This is a genomic window from Achromobacter sp. SIMBA_011 (assembly GCF_046535435.1).
GTDB classification, from domain to species: Bacteria; Pseudomonadota; Gammaproteobacteria; order Burkholderiales; family Burkholderiaceae_B; genus Achromobacter; species Achromobacter dolens.
The window spans coordinates 1,520,063-1,539,785 of the sequence record NZ_JAWRWN010000001.1; the positions used below are offsets into that span (position 1 = coordinate 1,520,063).

General features: G+C 69.7%; 20 protein-coding genes. 7 read left to right on the plus strand and 13 right to left on the minus strand.

What is annotated here, in order from left to right; genetic code table 11:
• Nucleotides 1-30: 30 nt before the first annotated feature.
• Genes SB816_RS07055 through SB816_RS07065 form a run of 3 tightly spaced genes read right to left on the minus strand, consistent with a single transcriptional unit; the run spans nt 31 to nt 3,290 of the window.
• Entirely contained in the window at nt 31-459 is a 429-nt protein-coding gene (locus SB816_RS07055) for a DUF2946 family protein (protein WP_064524822.1), read from the minus strand.
• 34 nt (nt 460-493) lie between these two features.
• Nucleotides 494-2,011, minus strand: a complete 1,518-nt coding sequence (locus SB816_RS07060) for an acyl-CoA-binding protein (protein WP_054500913.1) — start codon at nt 2,009-2,011, stop codon at nt 494-496.
• Nucleotides 2,001-3,290 (minus strand): MASE1 domain-containing protein, encoded by a 1,290-nt coding sequence (locus tag SB816_RS07065; RefSeq protein ID WP_410546696.1) that lies wholly within the window; start codon nt 3,288-3,290, stop codon nt 2,001-2,003. The genes SB816_RS07060 and SB816_RS07065 overlap by 11 nt, the downstream gene beginning before the upstream one ends.
• A gap of 172 nt (nt 3,291-3,462) precedes the next feature.
• On the opposite strand from SB816_RS07065, the gene SB816_RS07070 reads away from it, so the two are divergent.
• Nucleotides 3,463-4,233, plus strand: coding sequence for a peptidoglycan DD-metalloendopeptidase family protein (locus SB816_RS07070; protein ID WP_244976982.1), 771 nt, complete (start codon nt 3,463-3,465; stop codon nt 4,231-4,233).
• A gap of 60 nt (nt 4,234-4,293) precedes the next feature.
• Here the strand turns inward: SB816_RS07070 and SB816_RS07075 are convergent, their stop codons facing one another.
• The 3 genes from SB816_RS07075 to SB816_RS07085 form a co-directional block, all read right to left on the minus strand.
• On the minus strand, nt 4,294-5,055 hold the full coding sequence (locus SB816_RS07075; protein ID WP_054500915.1) for an amino acid ABC transporter ATP-binding protein: 762 nt from the start codon (nt 5,053-5,055) through the stop codon (nt 4,294-4,296).
• Nucleotides 5,052-5,732, minus strand: coding sequence for an amino acid ABC transporter permease (locus SB816_RS07080; protein ID WP_026384606.1), 681 nt, complete (start codon nt 5,730-5,732; stop codon nt 5,052-5,054). The genes SB816_RS07075 and SB816_RS07080 overlap by 4 nt, the downstream gene beginning before the upstream one ends.
• An 81-nt stretch (nt 5,733-5,813) precedes the next feature.
• Nucleotides 5,814-6,599 (minus strand): amino acid ABC transporter substrate-binding protein, encoded by a 786-nt coding sequence (locus SB816_RS07085; protein WP_054500916.1) that lies wholly within the window; start codon nt 6,597-6,599, stop codon nt 5,814-5,816.
• A gap of 192 nt (nt 6,600-6,791) precedes the next feature.
• On the opposite strand from SB816_RS07085, the gene SB816_RS07090 reads away from it, so the two are divergent.
• Nucleotides 6,792-7,880 carry a P1 family peptidase gene (locus SB816_RS07090; RefSeq protein ID WP_169536678.1) on the plus strand — a complete coding sequence of 363 codons (1,089 nt, stop codon included), beginning with the start codon at nt 6,792-6,794 and terminating at the stop codon, nt 7,878-7,880.
• 142 nt (nt 7,881-8,022) lie between these two features.
• Complete coding sequence (gene trhA / locus SB816_RS07095) at nt 8,023-8,646, plus strand: PAQR family membrane homeostasis protein TrhA (RefSeq protein ID WP_054500917.1); 624 nt, start codon at nt 8,023-8,025, stop codon at nt 8,644-8,646.
• A 10-nt stretch (nt 8,647-8,656) separates the two neighbouring features.
• On the opposite strand, the gene SB816_RS07100 is transcribed toward trhA, so the two are convergent.
• A complete protein-coding gene (locus tag SB816_RS07100; protein WP_006386706.1) occupies nt 8,657-9,130 on the minus strand; it encodes an Lrp/AsnC family transcriptional regulator in 474 nt (157 codons plus the stop codon).
• A 138-nt stretch (nt 9,131-9,268) separates the two neighbouring features.
• Between SB816_RS07100 and kynU the strand changes: the two genes are divergently transcribed.
• Both kynU and SB816_RS07110 read left to right on the plus strand, forming a co-directional pair.
• Nucleotides 9,269-10,519, plus strand: a complete 1,251-nt coding sequence (gene kynU, locus SB816_RS07105; RefSeq protein ID WP_144655390.1) for a kynureninase — start codon at nt 9,269-9,271, stop codon at nt 10,517-10,519.
• Between the two features lie 58 nt (nt 10,520-10,577).
• A complete protein-coding gene (locus SB816_RS07110) occupies nt 10,578-11,984 on the plus strand; it encodes an amino acid permease (protein WP_410546697.1) in 1,407 nt (468 codons plus the stop codon).
• Between the two features lie 12 nt (nt 11,985-11,996).
• On the opposite strand, the gene SB816_RS07115 is transcribed toward SB816_RS07110, so the two are convergent.
• Entirely contained in the window at nt 11,997-12,902 is a 906-nt protein-coding gene (locus tag SB816_RS07115) for a LysR substrate-binding domain-containing protein (RefSeq protein ID WP_410546698.1), read from the minus strand.
• A 102-nt stretch (nt 12,903-13,004) separates the two neighbouring features.
• Between SB816_RS07115 and SB816_RS07120 the strand changes: the two genes are divergently transcribed.
• Nucleotides 13,005-14,138 carry a pyridoxal-phosphate dependent enzyme gene (locus tag SB816_RS07120; RefSeq protein ID WP_336234925.1) on the plus strand — a complete coding sequence of 378 codons (1,134 nt, stop codon included), beginning with the start codon at nt 13,005-13,007 and terminating at the stop codon, nt 14,136-14,138.
• Here the strand turns inward: SB816_RS07120 and SB816_RS07125 are convergent.
• Nucleotides 14,110-15,030: a LysR substrate-binding domain-containing protein gene (locus tag SB816_RS07125; RefSeq protein WP_410546699.1), complete on the minus strand. Its 921-nt coding sequence runs from the start codon at nt 15,028-15,030 to the stop codon at nt 14,110-14,112. The two genes, SB816_RS07120 and SB816_RS07125, sit on opposite strands and share 29 nt — an antisense overlap.
• Nucleotides 15,031-15,139: 109 nt before the next feature.
• Between SB816_RS07125 and SB816_RS07130 the strand changes: the two genes are divergently transcribed.
• The gene (locus SB816_RS07130; protein WP_410546700.1) at nt 15,140-16,450 is read left to right on the plus strand and encodes an SLC13 family permease; all 1,311 of its coding nucleotides are present in this window, start codon (nt 15,140-15,142) and stop codon (nt 16,448-16,450) included.
• On the opposite strand, the gene SB816_RS07135 is transcribed toward SB816_RS07130, so the two are convergent.
• The 4 genes from SB816_RS07135 to SB816_RS07150 all read right to left on the minus strand — a co-directional run bounded on the left by SB816_RS07135 (nt 16,422) and on the right by SB816_RS07150 (nt 19,715).
• A complete protein-coding gene (locus SB816_RS07135) occupies nt 16,422-16,850 on the minus strand; it encodes a VOC family protein (protein ID WP_175189887.1) in 429 nt (142 codons plus the stop codon). The two genes, SB816_RS07130 and SB816_RS07135, sit on opposite strands and share 29 nt — an antisense overlap.
• A 110-nt stretch (nt 16,851-16,960) precedes the next feature.
• A complete protein-coding gene (locus SB816_RS07140) occupies nt 16,961-17,653 on the minus strand; it encodes a helix-turn-helix transcriptional regulator (protein ID WP_064524840.1) in 693 nt (230 codons plus the stop codon).
• An 89-nt stretch (nt 17,654-17,742) separates the two neighbouring features.
• Nucleotides 17,743-18,705: a hypothetical protein gene (locus SB816_RS07145; protein ID WP_116792570.1), complete on the minus strand. Its 963-nt coding sequence runs from the start codon at nt 18,703-18,705 to the stop codon at nt 17,743-17,745.
• The gene (locus SB816_RS07150; RefSeq protein ID WP_175142598.1) at nt 18,702-19,715 is read right to left on the minus strand and encodes a tripartite tricarboxylate transporter substrate binding protein; all 1,014 of its coding nucleotides are present in this window, start codon (nt 19,713-19,715) and stop codon (nt 18,702-18,704) included. Before SB816_RS07150 ends, SB816_RS07145 begins: the two co-directional genes overlap by 4 nt.
• Between the last annotated feature and the right edge of the window lie 8 nt (nt 19,716-19,723).

Sequence of the window (19,723 nt, forward strand, 5' to 3'; positions counted from 1 at the left end):
GGCGCGGCGGGGCCGCGCGGAGAGGCGGAGTCAGGCGGCGAGGGGCGGGGCGCGCGAGCCCAGCGGCGGCCCTTGGGCCGGTTGCACTGGCGTCGCCACGCTTGCCGGCGGGAAGGGGGCGGCGCGAGAGATGGCGAGCGCCAGCGGCGCGGTCTGCGCGGCGGGCGCCGGGGTGACGTGCGCCAGCAGGCCAAACGGGCATTGCGCGCCGGTGTCGGCGCCGGAGTTGCCGGCGCCGCCGTGCTTGCCGTCGGGCGAGAGCGCGATCTTGAGGGTGGACAGGTCGCCGGCGGCCGAGCAGAAGGTCACTTCGAGCCGGCCGTCGTGCAGCGCGCGGGCATCGGGCATGTAGCCCGTCGGCACCAGGGCGCGCAGCAGCAGCGCCAGGAACGCCAGCCACAGCACGCCCCGGACGCGCAGGGCGCCGGTGGTTCGCGAGGGATGGGTCAGGGCGGACATGGACCGATTGTAGGCCGAGCGGCCGCGGCCGGCTTCAGGTGTCGGGATCGAGGCGCCGGATCAGGGCGATATAGCGGCGCCGCGCCTGGTCGGCGGGCAGGCCGGCCAGCAGGCGCCAGGCGGCCAGCTCCATCTGTTCGCGCACACTGGCGTCCGGCGCGTCATGTGGCGGCGCATCGCCGCGCCGGGCCTGTTGCTCGTAGGCATACAGCCGGATGGCGACGCTGGTGGATGGCGCCTGTGGCAGCGCGCGCAGCGCCATCGCGGCCGCCTCGAATGCGTCCTCCAGGTCGTCGGCGGCGATCGCCAGCGTTTCCGGATCCATCGCGTCGCCCTCGGGCTCCAGGCCGCTGGCGACGGCCAGCCGCCGCCACAATGCGTCCTCGGTGGCCGGGTCGGAGGCGCGCGAGGTGACCTTGGCGATGGCGTTATTGCGCAGGCGCAGGATATGGGTGGACGCGCCACGGTAGCGGATGGGGCCGTCCTGCACCTGGAATGTGAGCGGCACCGCGATCGATCGCCCGGCCGGTTCCGGCGGCCCGACGCTGTCGACCGTGAAGGTGTTGCGCGAATAGTCCATCACGCGCGAGAACAGGTCGATCAGGCCGCCGCGGCCCTGGTAGACGCCGCTCAGGGGGCTGTCGCCCTCTTTGTGCCACACGACGTCCTCGGCGAACAGGGGGAACAGGGTTTCGAACTGGCCCGATAGCATCGCCTCGCGGTAGTCGTCCAGGATGCGCTCGACTTCGTCGCCGCTCATCGCGGCGGCGCGGCCGGGGCGCGCGATCGCCGGGCGCTTGTCCATGAACTGCAGGATGTCGGAGGCGACCCGGTCGCGATCGTTGTCGACGCAGATCATGTGGTAGCTGTTGTCCAGCAGCACCAGCCGGCTGTCGGGAATGGCGTCGTTCAGGAAGTGCGCCGAACGCACCGAGGTCAGCTCGTCCTCGTGGGCGTGGATGATCAGGCTGGGGCAACTGATGGCATTCAGGCCGCGCTGCACCAGGCGGCGCAGGCGGTCGACTTCGCGCACACAGGCCAGCGGCACCCAGCGGTAGTGGAAGTTCTCGCCACGCTCGAACTTGGCCTTGACGATGGAGCGCACCAGCTCGTTCTTGATGCCGTAGGGCTCTTCCTCTTCGACCCGCATGCGCGCGGCCAGGCCGGGGATGCGATAGACCAGCTTGCGCAGGCCGCGGTACCAGGGCGTGCTCCAGCCGTCGATGAAGACCGGCGCGGCCAGGCTCACCAGCTTGCCCTTGCGGTGCTGCACGCGCTTGCACAGCTCCACCGCCAGCAGCGCGCCCAGGCACATGCCGACCACGTGCAGCGTGTCGTGGCGCTCGGCCACCTCGCGGTACTTGGCGGTGACGGCGTCGATCCAGTCCTCGGCGCGCACCGGCAGCAGGTCTTCGGGCGTGGTGCCGTGGCCGGGCAGCGTCAGCGTGTGCGTTTCGATGCCGGCACGCTTGAGGATCTTGTGCAGCGAGCCCAGGTCGTACTGGGTGCCGCCCAAGCCGTGGATGAGCAGGGCTCCGGTGCTAGTTGACATCTGCCTGCTCGACTTCACCCAGGCGCCACATGCCCGCCACGACGGCCACGCTGCCGTCGAAATCCTCCAGCGGCGAGCCGCGGTCGCTGACCACGCGCCAGCCGCCGTCGGCGTGCGCCACGCGGAACAGCAGCGGGGTGCGGTCCTGGGCGCCGGCGCGGCGCGCGGCCCAGTGCAGCGTCAGGCGCGCGCGGTCGTCGGGATGGGCCAGCGCCAGCAATGCGTCCAGGTTGGGAATGGCGTCGGCCGGCATGCCGAAGGCGCCCTGGAGGTTGCCGGCCAGCTCGAGCGAGCCGTCGAACGGGTTGTAGCGGTACATCAACTGGTGGCTGCCCGCCAGCGCCAGGTCGAAGCGGCCGCGCCACTGCAGGGCGTTCTCGAGTTCCTGCGCGCGGGCGCCGCGCAGCGTGTTGACCAGCAGGATCAGCAGCGCGGTGACCACCAGGTAGACCTGGGTGGCCAGCAGCACGTGCCAGTGGTCGTTGGCCTCGACGAAGGGGCCTTCGCCCTGGGCGCTCTGGTAGAGCGCCATCAGGGTCAGCGTGATGACGGCCAGGGTGCCGCCCAGCGGGCCCCACACCAGCGCGGTCAGCACCGCGAACACCAGCGGCAGGTAGGTCAGTTCGAAGGTGACGACGTACGGGAGGTTCTTGATCATGTCGCCGTCGAAGGTCATGAAGGTCGTCACGATCAGGCCGACGTAGGCGCAGACGCCCAGCACCAGGTCGCGCCGGCGCGGACCACCCGAACGGCGCGGGCGGAAATGGGCCCAGACCGTCAGCGCGGGCGCCAGGATCAGGATGCCCGCCAGATAGGCCGCCACCCAGGTGCGCAGCCGCACCAGCGCATGGGCTTCCTGGGTCAGCCAGAGCCAGCCGCCGCCCAGCAGGGCGGACAGGCCGGCGCCAGCCACCGCGCCGGCCAGCAACGCCGCGACCAGGCCCACTCCACCCTCGCGCGGACTCAGGCGCTGCACGGTCCAGGCCGCCAGCAGGCTGGACAGGCTGGCGGTGATGGCGAACACCAGCGCCGTGGCGGGTTGGCCGCGGGTGAAACTGGTGAGCGCCAGTTGGGCACAGAAAAAGGCGGCCAGCAGCAGCGACCAGTTGCGGCGTTGCGTCAACAGATAGGCGCCCACCGCCACGCCGGGCGGCAGCCAGACGAACACGGCATGGCTCACCGGGTCGTTGAGCAGGCGCGAGAAGACGCCGCACAGCAGGTACGGGATGGCCCATAGCAGGCAGTACAGGTTCTTTCTCGGCGCTTGGGGCTTTCCCATATTGTTCCTTGCAGACGCTGTGATGCATGGCGAGCCGTAGCTCGCGGCAATCAGCGGGTTATACACGGCCCGGCATGGTCCGCGAAAGTTGCGGGGGCATACCGGCGTCCGAAAATCTTGGTACCCTTGGACGCAGTCATTCTTCACTCCGTTCCAGGATTCAGTGCTCTCCTTGCCCGCCCAGCTCTTGCCTGTTCCCGATTTTGCCGGCGTTTCCGGCGGCCTTCCGGCTCGTCCGCCGTCCCGCGGCGCCATCCGGCTCGTCCGGCTGGCGTTGCTGGCCGTGGTGCTGGCGCTGCTGGCGGCCTGCGGCACGACCAAGGTCCAGCCTGGCTACTACCGGGTGCAGTCGGGCGATACGCTCACGCAGATCGCGCGCAAACAAGGCACCAGCGTATCGAACCTGGTGCGCTGGAACAACCTGTCCAACTCCAACTCGATCGAGGTGGGACAGATGCTGCGCGTCGTGCCGCCCGCCGGCCAGGCCGCCTCCACCCCCGCCAAGCCGCGCGCCAGTTCGTCGGGCAGCCGCGCGCCGGCGTCCGCCACGGGCAAGCGGCGCACCGCGCCGCCGGGGGCGATTTCGCTGGTGTGGCCCGCGCAGGGCAAGGTCACCCGCGGCTATGACGGTTCGGGATCCAATGGCATCGTGATCTCCAATTCCGCCGGCACGCCGGTGGTGGCCGCCGCCGCCGGCACCGTGGCCTATTCGGGCAGCGGCCTGCGGGGCTACGGGCATCTCGTGATCGTCAAGCATAACGCCAGCTTCCTCAGCATTTACGCCCACAACAGCAAGCTGCTGGTCAAGGAAGGCCAGCGGGTGAGCCAGGGCCAGAAGATCGCGGAAATGGGCAATAGCGACAGCAAGCAGGTCGGCTTGTATTTCGAGCTGCGCTACGACGGCCAGGCGGTCGATCCTGCCGGCTCGCTGCCGGGCAAGTAGGCGCGCGGGCCGCAGGGGCCGAATTCTAGCGGATCCGCCGCCCCGGCCTGCCGCCGGCGCTCAGGCTGGATGCCCGGCGTCCTGCGTCAGGGTCGAGATGAATGCCGCCGTGCGCGGGTCGCGCGGCCGGGTGAACAGGTCGCGCGAGGCGCCCGATTCGACCACCTTGCCCTCGAGCAGGAACACCGCTTCGCGCGACACGCTGGCGGCCAGGCGCAGGTCATGGGTGGCCATCAGCATGGTCATGCCTTCGCCGGCGAGCTGGCGCAGCACGTCCACCACTTCGGCCGCCAGGCCGGGATCGAGCGCCGAGGTCGGCTCGTCGCACAGCAATACGCGGGGGGCGGGCGCCAGGGCGCGGGCGATCGCCACGCGCTGCTGCTGGCCGCCCGACAGATTGGCGGGCCAGGCCTCGGCCTTGTCCAGCATGTTGACCTTGCGCAGCAGTTCCTCGGCCCGCGCGCGGGCGCGGTCGGCCGGCCATTTCTGCACCGTCACCAGCCCTTCCATCACGTTGCCGATCACGGTCTGGTGCGGGAACAACTGGAAGTTCTGGAACACCATGCCGGTCTGCATGCGCACCCGCTGCACCTGATCGCGCGAGAGCTTTTCGCCGGGCTCGAACTCGACCCGTTCGGGGCCGATCTCGAGCGTGCCGCGGTCGGGCACTTCCAGCAGGTTGACGCAGCGCAGCAGGGTGCTCTTGCCGCTGCCGGACGGGCCGATCAGGGCGGTGACGCTGCCTTCGGCGATGGCCACGTCGACCTGTTTGAGCACCAGGTTGCCGCCAAAGGACTTTTCGATCTTTTCCAGGCGGATCATCGGTTCTTCTCGGAAAACACCGCGTGCTGGCCGAAGCGCCGTTCCAGGCGCACCTGGGCGGCGGACAGCACCGAGCTGAACACCAGGTAGATCAGCGCGGCCTCGGTGTACAGGATCAGCGGTTCGTACGTGACGGCGGCGATGCGCTGGGCCGCCTGGAAGATCTCGGGCACCGTCAGCACGGCGGCCAGCGAGGTGTCCTTGACCAGGGCGATGAAGGAATTGGACAGCGGCGGCACCGCCACCCGGGCGGCCTGCGGCAGCACGGTGCGGCGCAGCGCCTGGCCGCGCGTCATGCTCAATGAATAGGCGGCTTCCCACTGGCCCTTGGAGATCGACTCGATGGCGCCGCGGATCACTTCGGAGTTGTAGGCGCCGACGTTCAGCGTGAAGCCGATCAGCGCGGCCGGCAGCGGGTCGAGCACCACGCCGACGCTGGGCAGGCCGTAGAAGATCACGAATAGCTGCACCAGCAGCGGCGTGCCGCGGATCAGCCAGACGTAGAAGCGCACCAGCGCCACCAGCGGCGCCGGCCCGAACAGCCGGATCAGCGCCACCACGAAGGCCAGCGCCAGCCCCAGCGCGAACGACATCAATGTCAGCGGGACGGTGAACACCAGGCCGGCGTGCAGCAAGGGCCAGAACGAGTCGGCCATCAACTGCACCCAGGCCGGCACCGCCAGGGTGTCGACCTGGGACAGAATCCAGTCGGGCAGGACGTTGTGCAGCCAGGCGGGGAGCGTCATGGAGCGGGCCGCTTATTGCTGCGCCGACAGGTCCGTGCCGAAGTACTTGACCGAGATGGCCTTGTAGGTGCCGTCGGCCTTGATATCGGCCAGCGCCTTGTTGATGGCGGCGACAAGTTCGGGATTGTTCTTGCGCAGCAGCACGCCGGAGTTGCTGAACTCGGCTGCCTTGTCGGTGGCGGCGATCTTGACCTTGGCGTTGGGCTTCTGCTTCTTGAAGTCCAGGAACGACAGGTTGTCGTTGACGGTGGCCTCGACACGGCCCGAGGTCAGAAGGTCGATGGCTTCGTTAAAGCCTTGCACGGCAACCACTTCCGCGCCATGGCTCTGCGCCAGCTTGCCGAAGTTGCTGGTGAGCGTGTTGGCGGACTTTTTGCCCTTCAGGTCGGCGAACGACTTGATGGTGGTGTTGTCGTCGCGCACGATCAGCACCGCGGCCGACGAGATGTAGGGATCGGAGAAATCGTACTTGGCGCGGCGCGCGTCGGTGATGCCGACCTGGTTGATGACGGCGTCGTAGCGCTTGGCGTCGAGCCCGGCGATCAGGCCGTCCCACTTGCCTTCGACGAATTCGGCCTTGACGCCCAGGCGCTGGGCGATGGCGCGCCCAATGTCGACGTCAAAACCGGTAAGCTGGCCGGAGGCGTCGTGGAAGGTGAAGGGAGCGTAGGTGCCTTCGGTGCCGATCTTGAACACGCCGGCGGACTTGATCTGGTCCAGCCCCGACTGGGCGTGGGCGGCGGACAGGGCGGCGACCTGGACCAGGCCGGCGATGAACAACGAGCGCAAGAGTTTCATGGCAATGCTCCACGGATGAGGGATCACTGCGAAAGGGCCGCGCGGATCGCGCCGCCTTCCGGTGTAGCCGCACTCTAACAACGCGCCTATTTTTCCACAAAGCATAAGGAATAGTAAAAATATAGCGGCAAGTCATATGCGGTATTCGCGCCCCGGGCCGCCCGGCCCGGGGTTCATCCAGGTGGTATCCAGATGGAGACAGGCGTGCAACAACAGTGGAACAGGCGGGCGTTCATGATGGCGGCGGCGGGTGTCGCGGCTTCCGCAAGTGTCATGCCGGCGCACGGCGCCAACGGCCTGCGCCGGGTGCCCGGCGGCGGCAGCATCACCGACGTGGCCGGCCTCAAGGTCGGGCACTACACCGACACGCGGCGGCCGACCGGCTGCACGGTCATCATCGCCGAAGCGGGCGCGACCGGCGGCGTGGACGTGCGCGGCGCGGCGCCGGGCACGCGCGAGACCGATCTGCTCAATCCCGTCAACATGGTGGAAAAAGTGCATGCGGTGATGCTGGCCGGCGGCAGCGCCTTTGGCCTGGAGGCGGCCACCGGCGTCATGCGCTACCTGGAAGAACGCAAGATCGGCTTCGACGTGGGCGTGGCGCACGTGCCGATCGTGCCGGCCGCCATCCTGTTCGACCTGGGCGTGGGCGACGCCTCGATCCGGCCCGATGCCGCGGCCGGCTACCAGGCCTGCAAGGCGGCCAGCGCCAAGCCGCCGCAGGAGGGCAACGTCGGCGCCGGCGCCGGGGCGACGGTCGGCAAGCTGTACGGCGCCAAGCGCGCCATGAAGGGCGGCCTGGGCAGCGCCTCGCTGACCGTGGCGGGCGTCACGGTGGGCGCGATCGTCGCGGTCAATGCGGTGGGCGACGTGGTCGATCCGGCCACCGGCCACGTGCTGGCCGGCGCCCGCACCGCCGACGGCAAGATGCTGCTGGACACGCGCGCGGCGATCCTGGCCGGCGACCTGCCGACCTCGATGCGCGAGGGCGCGGCCACCACCATCGGCCTGGTGGCGACCGACGTCAAGCTGACCAAGGCGCAGGCGCAGAAGATGGCGCAGACCGCGCACGACGGCCTGGCCCGCACCATCAACCCGATCCACACCATGCTCGACGGCGACACCGTGTTCGCGCTGGGCACGGGCGTCTCCAACAAGCCCGCCAACATGATGCTGCTTGGCGTGATGGCGGCCGAGGCGATGGCGATCGCGGTGCAGCGCGCCATCCTGGCGGCGCGCGCGCTGGAAGGCTATCCGGCGGCGGTGGATTTCATCGCCTGAGCGGCGCTTTCTTCCGGGTAATGGCGCGCCTGCGGGCAGGAACGCCATTTGCTGCCACCCCGTGTTCGTGCTGACCCCAAGCTGTCATATCGCGCCGGCATGATGGAAAGCGTCGGCGCACCGCCTGCGCGGGAGGGATGGCATGTACGAAGGAGAGCGCTTCAACGGAGCCACGCACCTGGCCGGCCTGGCCTTGGCGGTGGCTGCATCCGGGGCCCTGATCGCGCGGGCCGCGGAATTGAAGGTCGAGTGGCGCCAGACCGTGGCCTGCGCCGTGTTCGCGGCATCCATGATTGCCGTCTATGCATCTTCGGTGCTGTATCACTGCTCGCGCGGGCGCCGCAAGGCGCTGTGGGCCAAGGCCGACCATTGCGCCATCTACCTGCTGATCGCGGGCACCTACACGCCGCTGGCGTTCGTGCCGCCGGAACTGGGCTGGGGCGCCGCCATGGCGGTGGCGATCTGGCTGCTGGCGCTGTACGGCATCGGCCGCGAACTATGGTGGGCGCGCGGGGCCGCGCCAGCCTTGCCGCTCTATCTGGCGATGGGCTGGTTGGGCGTGATGTGCGCCGCGCCCATCGCCGGCGCGCTGTCGGGCGCCGGGCTGGCGTGGCTGCTGGCCGGGGCCGCGCTCTACACGGTGGGCACGGTGTTCTACGCCAACGACAAGCGCTGGCGCCATGCCCACGGCATCTGGCATCTGTTCGTCATGGGCGGATCGGCCTGCCACTTCGTCACGGTGTTCGGTTTCCTGCGCCACGCCTGACGCGGGGCCGTCAGCGCCAGGCCGCCAGCGGCAGCATGCCGCCGCGGTTCTTCACTTTGCGCATGACGATATGCGAACACAGGTCGCGCACGCCTGCGATCTTGCTGAGCTTGTCTTCCACGAACTGCGAGAAGGCCGCCAGGTTGCGGGTGCGCACCGTCAGGATGTAGTTGGAGGCGCCGGTGACGATGCTGGCCTCGGTGATCTCGTCATACAGGGCGATGCCGGCCAGGAACTCCTCGTGCCAGCCGGGCCGCGACTGATCCAGGGACACGTGCACGATGGCTTCCAGCTCGAACCCCAGCCGCTCGGCGTCCAGCACGGCGCGGTAGCCGCGCACGAAGCCGCCTTCCTCCAGCGCCCGCACCCGCCGCAGGCAGGCCGACGGCGACAGGGCCACCTGCTCGGCCAAGTCCTGGTTGCTGAGCTGGCTGTTCTCCTGCAGGCGGTAGAGAATGCGGTGGTCGATGGCGTCCAATTGCATGATGCAATCCAATTCGAAAAAATGGTCTATGGCGCAATTTAATGCGAAATCATAGGGTAAGCCACGCCTCGTTTTGCAAGTATTCGGCTTACTCGCGCTGATAGTATGTAGCCAGCATATTGCCCGAAGGAGCTGTGAATGCATACCCGCGAAAGCTGTGTCGCCGCCGACCGGCAGGACCCCCTGGCGCCGCTGAAAGCGCGTTTCGACCTGCCGCCCGGCGTGCTCTATATGGATGGCAATTCGCTCGGCGTGATGCCGCGCGCCGCCGCCGCGCGCGCCGCCGAGGTCATCACCCAGGAATGGGGCACCGGCCTGATCCGCAGTTGGAACACCGCCGGCTGGTTCGAACTGCCGTCGCGGCTGGGGGACAAGCTGGCCGGCCTGCTCGGCGCGAAAGCGGGCGAACTGGTCATCACCGACACCACCTCGCTGAACATCTTCAAGGCGCTGGCGGCCAGCCTGCGCATCCAGCAGAAGCGCCAGCCCGGGCGCCGCGTGATCCTGTCCGAGCGCGACAACTTCCCCACCGACCTGTACATGATCCAGGGCATGATCGACCTGCTGCAGCAGGGCTACGAGATGCGCCTCATCGACGACGACCTGCCGCTGGCGCGGGCGCTGGACGAGGACGTGGCTGTGGTGCTGCTGTCGCACGTCAACTACCGCAGCGGGCAGATGCACGACATGGCCGCGGTCACGCGCCAGGCGCACGAGCGCGGCGCGCTGGTCATCTGGGACCTGGCGCACGCCGCCGGCGCGGTGCCGGTGGACCTGAACGGCGCCGACGCCGATTACGCCGTGGGCTGCACCTATAAGTACCTGAACGGCGGCCCGGGCTCGCCGGCCTTCATCTGGGTGGCGCCGCGCCACATTCCCGATTTCTGGCAGCCGCTGTCGGGCTGGTGGGGCCACCAGCGGCCGTTCGACATGACGGTCGCCTACGAGCCGGCCGGCGGCATCCGCCGCTACCTGTGCGGCACCCAGCCGATCGTGTCGCTGGCCATGGTCGAATGCGGCCTGGACGTGGCGCGCGAGGCCGACATGGCCGAGGTGCGCAGGAAGTCGCTGGCGCTGGGCGACCTGTTCATCGCCCTGGTCGAGGAACGCTGCGCCGGCCATCCGCTGACGCTGGTGACGCCGCGCGACCATGCCGAGCGCGGCAGCCACGTGAGCCTGCGCCACCCGAACGGCTACGAGGTCATGCAGGCGCTGATCGCGCGCGGCCTGATCGGCGACTACCGCGAGCCCGAGGTGCTGCGCTTCGGCCTGACGCCGCTGTACTTCGGCTACGCCGACGTGTGGGACGCGGTCGAGATCCTGAAAGACGTGCTCGACAGCAAGGCCTGGGACAAGCCCGAGTTCAAGCAGCGCTCGGCCGTGACCTGACCTGCCGCGCACCGGCCCGAGCGACATCCAGCAAGAGAGCGCAGTACCGGAGGAGACAATGACACAACAACAAGGATTCGGCAGGATCGCCGAACGCGAGCAGGGGCTCAAGCGCCGCCTGACGTCCGGCCAGATGAGCATGATCGCGATCGGCGGGGCCATCGGCACCGGCCTGTTCCTGGGCAGCAAGTTCGCGATCGGTTTCGCCGGCCCCAGCGTCATCATCAGCTACGCCATCGGCGGACTCATCACGCTGCTGCTGATGGGCTGCCTGGCCGAGATGACGGTGGCGCATTCCACCTCGGGCTCGTTCGGCGCCTACGCCGAGCACTACATCGGCCCGCTGGCCGGCTTCCTGGTGCGCTACGCGTACTGGTCGTGCGTGGTGCTGGCGGTGGGCACCGAGGTCACCGCGGTGGCCGAGTACATGAAGTTCTGGTTCCCGTCGGTGCCCGGCTGGCAATGGGTCTGCCTGTTCTCGGCGGCGCTGATCTTCATCAACGCCATGAGCGTGAAGGCGTTCGGCACCATCGAATACTGGTTCTCGACCATCAAGATCAGCGCCATCGTGGCGTTCATCATCCTGGGCGCCTATGTGGTCTGGGGCAGTCCGCAATACGGCGCGGCGCAGTACACGGCGCACGGCGGCTTCTTCCCCAACGGCGTGTGGGGCATGTGGATCGCGGTGGTCATCTCGATCTTCAGCTACCTGAGCGTGGAGATGATCGCGGTGGCGGCGGGCGAGGCCGAGGACCCCGAGCGCGCGGTGAAGAAGGCGTTCCGCGCCACCATCGTGCGGCTGGTGGTGTTCTACCTGCTGACGCTGGCGCTGATCCTGGCCATCGTGCCGTGGGACCAGGCCGGCAAGGGCGGCAGCCCCTTCGTGACGGTGATGGAAGCGGTGAAGGTGCCGTACGCGGCCGGCGTCATCAACTTCATCGTGCTGGTGGCGGCGCTGTCGGCCATGAACAGCCAGTTGTACATCACCACCCGCATGATGTTCAGCCTGTCGCGCGCCGGCCACGCGCCGGCGGCGCTGGGCAGGCTGACGCGCAGCGGCACGCCGCTGAACGCGCTGCTGCTGTCGACCAGCGGCATCGCCATCGCCACCGTGCTGAACGTGCTGTATCCGGAAACCTCGTTCACGCTGATGATGGCGATCTCGATGTTCGGCGCGCTGTTCACGTGGATGATGATCTTCGTCACGCACTACTTCTTCCGCCGCCGCTGGGCGCGCGAGGGCGGCGCGGCGCTGTCGTTCCGCATGCCGGGCTTTCCGCTGCTGACGCTGCTGGGCGCGGGCGCGATGCTGGCGATCCTGGTGACGACCTACTTCACCGGCGTGTTCAAGATGACGCTGGTGTTCGGCGTGCCGTTCCTGCTGGTGCTGGCGGCGCTGTACCTGCTGCTGTTCCGCAAGACCGCGGCGGCGGTGGTGCTGCAGGCACGGCAGCAGCGGTCCTAGCGGCCGCGCCTTTCAACCGGCGCCCGCGCCCTGGCGGATCGCCGCCAGCATGGCGCGGGCGCGCGCCGGCAGCGAGCGCGATCCATACACCGCATGCATCTGCGGGGCCACGCCCCGCGCCGAGGTGGCGGTGTAGCCGGGGCAGACCCGCACCAGCGTGCCGCGGGCGATTTCCGGCGCGGCCGCCCAGTCGGCCAGCCGCGCGATGCCCACGCCCTGCAACGCCAGCGCCATCAGGCCGCTGCTGGTGCTGACCCGCACCGCCGGCTCGGCGTGCATGCGCACGATGCGCTGGCCGCGCCGCAGGTGCCAATCCTTCAACACGCGCGGGCCGGTATGCATGATGAGCCGGTGCCGCGCCAGTTCCTCGGGTTCGCGCGGCAGGCCCATGCACGCCACGTAGTCCGGGCTGGCGCACAACAGCCGCTCGTAGGGCCACAGGCGCGCGCCCAGCAGGTCGCTGGGCGCCGGGAAGCCGCCGCGGATGGCGAAATCCAGGCCCTCGGCGATCGGGTCGATTGCCTTGTCGGTGTAGTGGATGTCCACCGTGACGCCCGGATGCTCGGCCGCGTAGCGGCGCAGCACGGCCGGCAGCAGGGTCACGCCCAGCAGGTCGGGCGCGGAGAAGCGCAGGCGGCCCTGGTCGCCTTGCTGGGCGTCGTGCAAGGCCTCGCGCGCCTGGCTTTCCAGGCGCAGCAGCTCGCGCGCGTATTCGAAGTAGCTTTCGCCTTGCGGCGTCAGCGCCACGCTGCTCTTGCTGCGCAACAGCAACTGCGCGCCGACCTGGCGCTCCAGCGCCTGCACCGCGCGCGTGACGGCGCTGGGCGAGGCGCCCAGCGCGCGCGCCGCCAGCACGAAGCTCTGGCGTTCCGCGACGGCGCAGAACACCTGGTATTCCCATAGGGCGCCACGTTCCATGGTGGTTCTCCATTGCGATTATCGCAACATGATATTGCAACGCAGAGGGCTCGGTCGGACCTAGACTGCGGCCATTCCCGACTTTCTCCAGGTTGACCGCCAATGTCAGATCCCCACTATTTCGATCCCGTCACCGGCGCCCGCCATGCGCTGGACGAGGCCCGCTGGTGTTCCGATGCGCGCACGCCACTGATGATCTCGCCGCTGCCGGGCATCTCGCCCGACGACATCGACCGCCGCGAGCGTTCGCTGTGGCGCTACCGGGCCGCGCTGCCCGGCGCCGTGACCCGGCCGGTGTCGATGGGCGAGGGCGGCACGCCGATGGTCGAGCGCGCGTGGGGCGGGCTGCGGCCGCACTTCAAGCTGGAATGGTTCAACCCCACCTGCAGCTTCAAGGACCGTGGCGCCGCGGTGATGCTGTCATGGCTGCGCCAGATCGGCATCGGCGCCATCGCCGAGGACAGTTCGGGCAATGGCGGCGCCGCCATCGCGGCGTATGGCGCGGCGGCGGGCATGGGCGTCACGATCTTCGCGCCGGCCTACACGTCCAGCGCCAAGGTGGCGCAGATCCGCGCGTTCGGCGCCGACGTGCGACTGGTGCAGGGGCCGCGCGAGAACGCCGAGACCGCCGCGATCGAGGCCGCCGAGCGGATCTTCTATGCCAGCCACAACTGGCAGCCTTTCTTCCTCCAGGGCACCAAGTCCATCGCCTACGAGATGTGGGAGGACTTCGGTTTCGAGGCGCCGGACAACGTGGTGATTCCGGCGGGCGCGGGCAGCAACGTGCTGGGCTGCGCCATTGGCTTTGCCGAGCTGCTGGCGGCCGGACAGATCAAGCGCCTGCCGCGCCTGTTCGTGGCCCAGCCGCGGAACTGCTCGCCGGTGGACGCCAGCTTCCATGCCGGGGTCGACACGCCGGTGCCGCGCGAGGTGCTGCCGACGGTGGCCGAGGGCACCGCGATCAAGCGGCCGGTGCGGCTGCGCGAGGTGTTGCAGGCGATCCGCGCCAGCGGCGGTCAGACCGTTGCGGTGCCGGAGGCGGACATCGTTGCCGCCGTGCGCAGGCTGGCGGCAATGGGGCTCTACGCCGAGCCCACCAGCGCCACCGCGGCGGCGGCGCTGGACATGCTGCGCGCGCGTGGCGCGATTCGCGAGACCGAGCGCACCGTGGTGCTGTTGACCGGCACCGGCATCAAGGCCACGCAGTTCATGACGGATCTGTATTCGGCGGCGTGACCGCCGCCGCGTCCGCCAGCAGGTGGTCGAGCAGGCGGCGGGCGCGGGCGCTGAGGGTATCGCGCGACTGCACGCACAGCAGCAGCTCGCGCGCGGCCCAGGCGTCGGACAGCGCCACCGGCGTCACCCTGAGCAACTGGCGCATGCTGTTGGCCGTGGTTTCGGGCACGATGCCCACGCCGACGCCGGCCTCGACCAGCCGGCACATGGCGTCGAAGCTGCGCAACTGCACCCGCAGCTTGATGGGCTTGCCGACCACCAGTGCCTGCCGCGCCAGGAAGCGTTGCAGCGCGCTGCTGCGGTCGAGCCCGACGAAGTCTTCGTCCAGCACGTCGCCGAACGCGACCTCGGCCCGGTCCGCCAGCGCGTGGCCGGCCGGCACGATCAGCACGAAGCGGTCGGCGCGGTAGGCGTGGGTCTGCAGGGCGCCGGTGTCGACCGTGCCCGCGACGATGCCGATATCGGCCGAGCCGTCGGCGATGCATTCGACGATCTCGTCGCTCAGCATTTCCTGCAATTCGACGTTGATGCGCGGATGCGCCGCCAGGAAGCCGCTGAGCGCTTCGGGCAGGAAGGCGGTCAGCGCGTTGGTGTTGGACAGCAGGCGTACCGAGCCGCCGAATTCGCCGGAGAAGTCGGCCAGGTCGTCGCGCAGGCGGTCGGCCTGGGCCAGCATGACGCGGGCATGGGCGGCCAGCTTCAGGCCGGCCGGGGTGGGGATGACGCCCTGGCGGCGGCGCTCCAGCAGCGGCGCGCCGAGCGAGGCCTCGAGGTTGCGGATGCGGGCGCTGGCGGCGGCCAGCGCCAGGTTGGCGCGGGCGGCGCCGTGGGTGATGCTGCCGGCCTGCACCACGTGCAGGAACAGCGCCAAGTCGGTCAGGTCGAAACGCATGGCGGCGAGCCTACGCGAGGCGCGCAGGCAGCCTCTGCGAATCGCGCATTTTCAGCGCGGGACAGGGTCCGTACACTGCGCCGATCCGTGTTCTCGTGGTGGTTTGCCCATGCATCTTGTCGCCTCCGGTTTTCCGATTCTACCCGCGCTGATCACCGCGATCACGATCGCGTTGTGGGCCTTTTCGCGGCTGCCTGAGTACCTGACGGCGCTGCTGTTCTTCAGCGCCGCCATGATCTTCGCGGCCGCGCCGCGCGAGGTGGTGTTCTCCGGGTTTTCGTCGGCGGCGTTCTGGCTGGTGCTGAGCGGCTATGTGCTGGGGCTGGCGCTGAAGTACACCGGCCTGGCCGACCGCATGGCGGGCGCGCTGTCGCGGCGCCTGTCGGGTTCGTATCCGAAGGTGGTGGCCGGCGTGGTGGCGCTGACCTACCTGCTGGCGTTCGTGATGCCGTCGAACATGGGCCGCATCGCGCTGCTGATGCCGATCGTGCTGGCCTATGCCGACCAGATCGGGCTGGTGGCGGGCCGTCGTGGACGCATTGGCCTGGCGCTGGCGGTGGGCTTCGGCACCTTCCAGTTGTCCACCTCCATCCTGCCGGCCAACGTGCCGAATCTGGTGATGGCCGGCAGCATCGAATCGAGCTATGGCCTGCAGTTGGGTTATCTGCCGTATCTGTGGCTGCATGCGCCGGTGCTGGGCATCCTGAAAGGCGTGGTGCTGGTGGCCTGCATCGCCTGGTTGTTCCGCGATACGCCCGAGACCGCGCCGCCCGCCCCGCCGGCCCAGCCCCTGTCCGCGCCGGAAAAGCGCCTGGCGGTGCTCTTGGGATTGACGTTGCTGGGGTGGGTGACGGACGGCTGGCACGGCGTGTCGCCGGCCTGGATCGGCCTGGGCTCGGCCTGTCTGTGCCTGTTGCCCAAGGTGGGTTTCGTCAGCGGCGAGCAGTTCGGCAAGGAAGTGAATTTCCGCACCGCGATCTACGTGGCGGGCATCCTGGGACTGGCGGCGATGGTGGCCGACAGCGGCCTGGGCGGCATCATCGGCCGCGCCCTGCTGGCCTGGCTGCCGTTGTCGCCCGAGGCGCCGATGCAGAGCTTCTTTTCGCTGGTGGGGCTGTCGGCGGCGTTGAACTTCGTGGTCACGGCCAACGGCGTGCCGGCCCTGTATACGCCGCTGGCCGAGACGCTGGCGCAGGCCTCGGGATTTTCGCTGATGACGGTGCTGATGGCGCAGGTGGCCGGCTACGCCACCGTCATCATGCCGTACCAGGCCTCGCCCATCGTGGTGGCGATGGGCATGGGCCAGGTGCCGGCGCGCAGCGGCCTGGCGTTGAGCCTGCTGACCGCGCTGGTGTCGTTCGTGGCGCTGGTGCCGCTGGACTACCTGTGGTTCAGGCTCCTGGGAATGCTGGGATTGTGATCAGTTCGTCTTCGACGGCGGCGGAGGCGGGTTCTGGCGCCGGGGCGAACACCCGCAGGCGGTGGCCGTCGGGGTCGAGCGCGACGAAGGTGCGGCCGAAGTCCATGTTGGTGGGGGCCTGCAGGATCGGCAGGCCGCGCAGGCTCCAGTCGAGGTGGCGCTGGTTGAGCGCGTCGGCGTCGGGCACGGTGAAGGCCAGTTCGGTGCAGCCGCCGCGGCCGGCGGCGGCCGGCTCGACGGTGTGGCGCGACCACAGGCCCAGCATCAGGCCGGAGTCGAGCGCGAACAGGGCGAAGGTGGGCGAGCTTTCGACGGGCGGGCGGTTCAGCAGCGCGCTGTAGAACGCCGCGCTGGCCTCGGGCTTGTCGACGTAGAAAATGACGAAGTTCTTGGCGGACATGATGCGCTCCTGGTTGAATGAGCGCCCATCTTAGAGAGCCATGCTGTCAGATTTTGTCAGCAGTCTTCATGCCGATGTCGCACCCGCCGGCGCGCGGCGCACGCCAGGGATCAGCAGGGGTCGCCCTTGGCCGTATTGATGGCGCGCCACTCCTTGAGCAAGGCCTGGCGGCGGCGCGGATAGCGTTGCCCGGCTTCGAGCGTGGCGATGCGGTCGGTGCGGAAATGGCGGAAGTCCTGGCGCAGTTCGCACCAGGCCATGACGATGCGCACGCTGTCGAAAAATCCCAGGGCGAACGGCCAGATGACGCGTTCGGAATCGGCGCCCTTGTCGTCGCGGTAGGTGATGGCGATTTTCTGCTCGCCGCGGATCGCTTGGCGTATCAGCGACAGGTCGACCCGGTCGACCACCGCCCAACTGCTGGGGCCGACCAGCAGCGGAATGGCGTCCAGTTCGTCGCGCAGTTCGCGCGGCAGCACCGCGCTGATCTTGGCCAGCGCGTTGGCGGCGGCCTGGCCCAGGCGCGGATCGGAACGGCCGGCCACCCAGCGGGTGCCCAGCACCAGGGCCTCGATCTCCTCGGTGCTGAACATCAGCGGCGGCAGCATGAAGCCGGGCCGCAGCACGTAGCCGATGCCCGGCTCGCCCTCGATTTCGGCGCCCTGCGCCTGCAGCGTGGCGATGTCGCGGTACAGCGTGCGCAGGCTGACGCCCAGGTCGGTGGCCAGGCGGTGGCCGCTGACGGGCAGGCGGTGGCAGCGCAGGGTCTGCAGCAGATCCAGGAGGCGTTCGGTGCGGGACATGGGAGCGAGCGGGGGGCGGGACGGCGTAATGCTGCCATGGAATGGCAGCAGCGGGAAGCCGCGGCCCGCCGTTCTTGATCCGGCCGTCCTTAACCCGGCAGCGCCGCCAGCCAGTCGTGCACCCGCCCGGCCAGCTCCAGGCTGTTGCGGTCCATCATCAGCATGTGCGAGTTGCCGCGGATGCCCAGGTCGGGCAGCGACAGCACCGTGACGCTGGCATGGCGCGCCGCGAATTCCCGCACCCGTGCGCGCATCCGCGGCCAGCGCGGATCGGTGTCCATGTGGTCGCCCATCACGACCAGCGTGGGGGTGTCGTAGCGGGCATCGGGCCCGAGGTCCGGGATGCTGGCCGGCTCCAGCGCCACCAGGGCGCGCACCCGCTCGGGCAGGGCGTGGGCGGCGCGGATGCCGAATACGCCGGCCTGCGAATGGCAGACCACGATGGCCGCGCCGATCCGTTCCAGGAAGGCCTGGTAGGCGCGCAGGATGGCGGCATCGGTGTGGACCCAGCGCGGCACCATCTGCGCGGCCAGCGCGTCGAACGCCTCCAGCGGGAATTGCGTGTCCGGGTAGGCGCTGCCGGGGCCGGGCCGGGTGCCCGGGCGGCCGATGCGAAAGCGCGTGTAGCAGTCCTCGCGCGCCTGCACCACCGGCGCGTCGGGCCAGACATGCGGCGCGGCGCCGGCGCGGCCGCGTTCCACCGCGTCGCACAGGTAGGCGTCCCAGCCGCGCCGCAGGAAATAGTGCAGCCAGCCCTGGCGGCCGTCCGGCGTGGTCTCCCAGGCCGCGCCGGTCATGCCGCCGCCATGCCAGAACGCCAGCGGCGGCCGGCCGCTGGCCGGCTCCGACAGGAAGTACTGGGCGTACATCTGTTCGACGCGGTAGGTGCCGTTGGGATCCAGCGCCACCGGCTGGCCGCCTTCGGCCATGACCAGCTCGCGTCGCGGCAGGCCGCTGAGCGCCAGGTCGCGGCCGCCGACGTGGAATGCACCCATGTCGCGCAGGCGGATCGGCGCCAGCGCCGCGCCGTCGTCCAGGGCAGCGGCCATCATTCGGCCTTGATATGGTTGGTCTCGATGACCTGTTTCCACCTGGCCGTTTCGGTGGTGACGAAGCGGCCCAGGTCGGCGCGCGAACCGGCGGCGGTCTCGACGCCCAATTCGCGCATCTTGGCTGCCACCTCGGGCGCCTGCAGCGCCTGGGCGAAGGCGTCGTGCAGCGTGTCCAGCACCGGGGCGGGGGTGCCGGCCGGCGCCATCACGCCGAACCAGGGCGTGATCAGGAAGTCGGGCACGCCGGCCTCGGCGAAGGTCGGCACGTCCGGAATCGCCGGCGCGCGCGCGGCGCTGGCCACAGCCAGGGCGCGCAGCTTGCCGGCGCGGATGTTGGCCAGCGAGGCCGGCAGGTTGTCGAAGTACATGTCGACCTGCCCGCCGAGCAGGTCGGCCGCCACCTGGCCGGCGCCCTTGTAGGGGATGTGGGCCAGGTCGATGCCGGCGCGCTGCTTGAGCAGCTCGGTCGCCAGGTGGGCCGAGCCGCCGATGCCGGAGGAGGCCGAATTGAGCTTGCCGGGGTTGGCGCGCGCATACGCCAGCAGCGCCGGCAGCGTGTCGGCCGGCACCTTGGGATTGACCACCAGCACGCTCGGCACGGTGCCGATCATGGCGACGGGGGCGAAGTCCTTGACGATGTCGTAGGGCGCCGGCTGGTACAGCGACGGCGCCACGGTGCAACCGAACGCGCACATCAGCAGCGTCTGGCCGTCGGGGGCGGCTCGGGCCACCGCCTGCGCGCCGATGTTGCCGCCGGCGCCGGCCCGGTTCTCGACGATCAGCGGCTGGCCGAGGCGCTTGGAAAGGTTGTCGCTGAGCAGGCGCGCCAGGATGTCGGGCGTGCCGCCGGCGGGGAAGGGCACCACCAGCGTGATCGGGCGGCTGGGGAAATCGGCGGCATGGGCCGCCAGCGGCAGGCAGGCGGCCAGCGCCAGCAGGGCGCGGGCGGACCAGCGTGCCAGCACGGGGCGGATGCGCCGGGGCGCGGGAAGGTGGCGGGTGGGGCCCATGGTTGTCT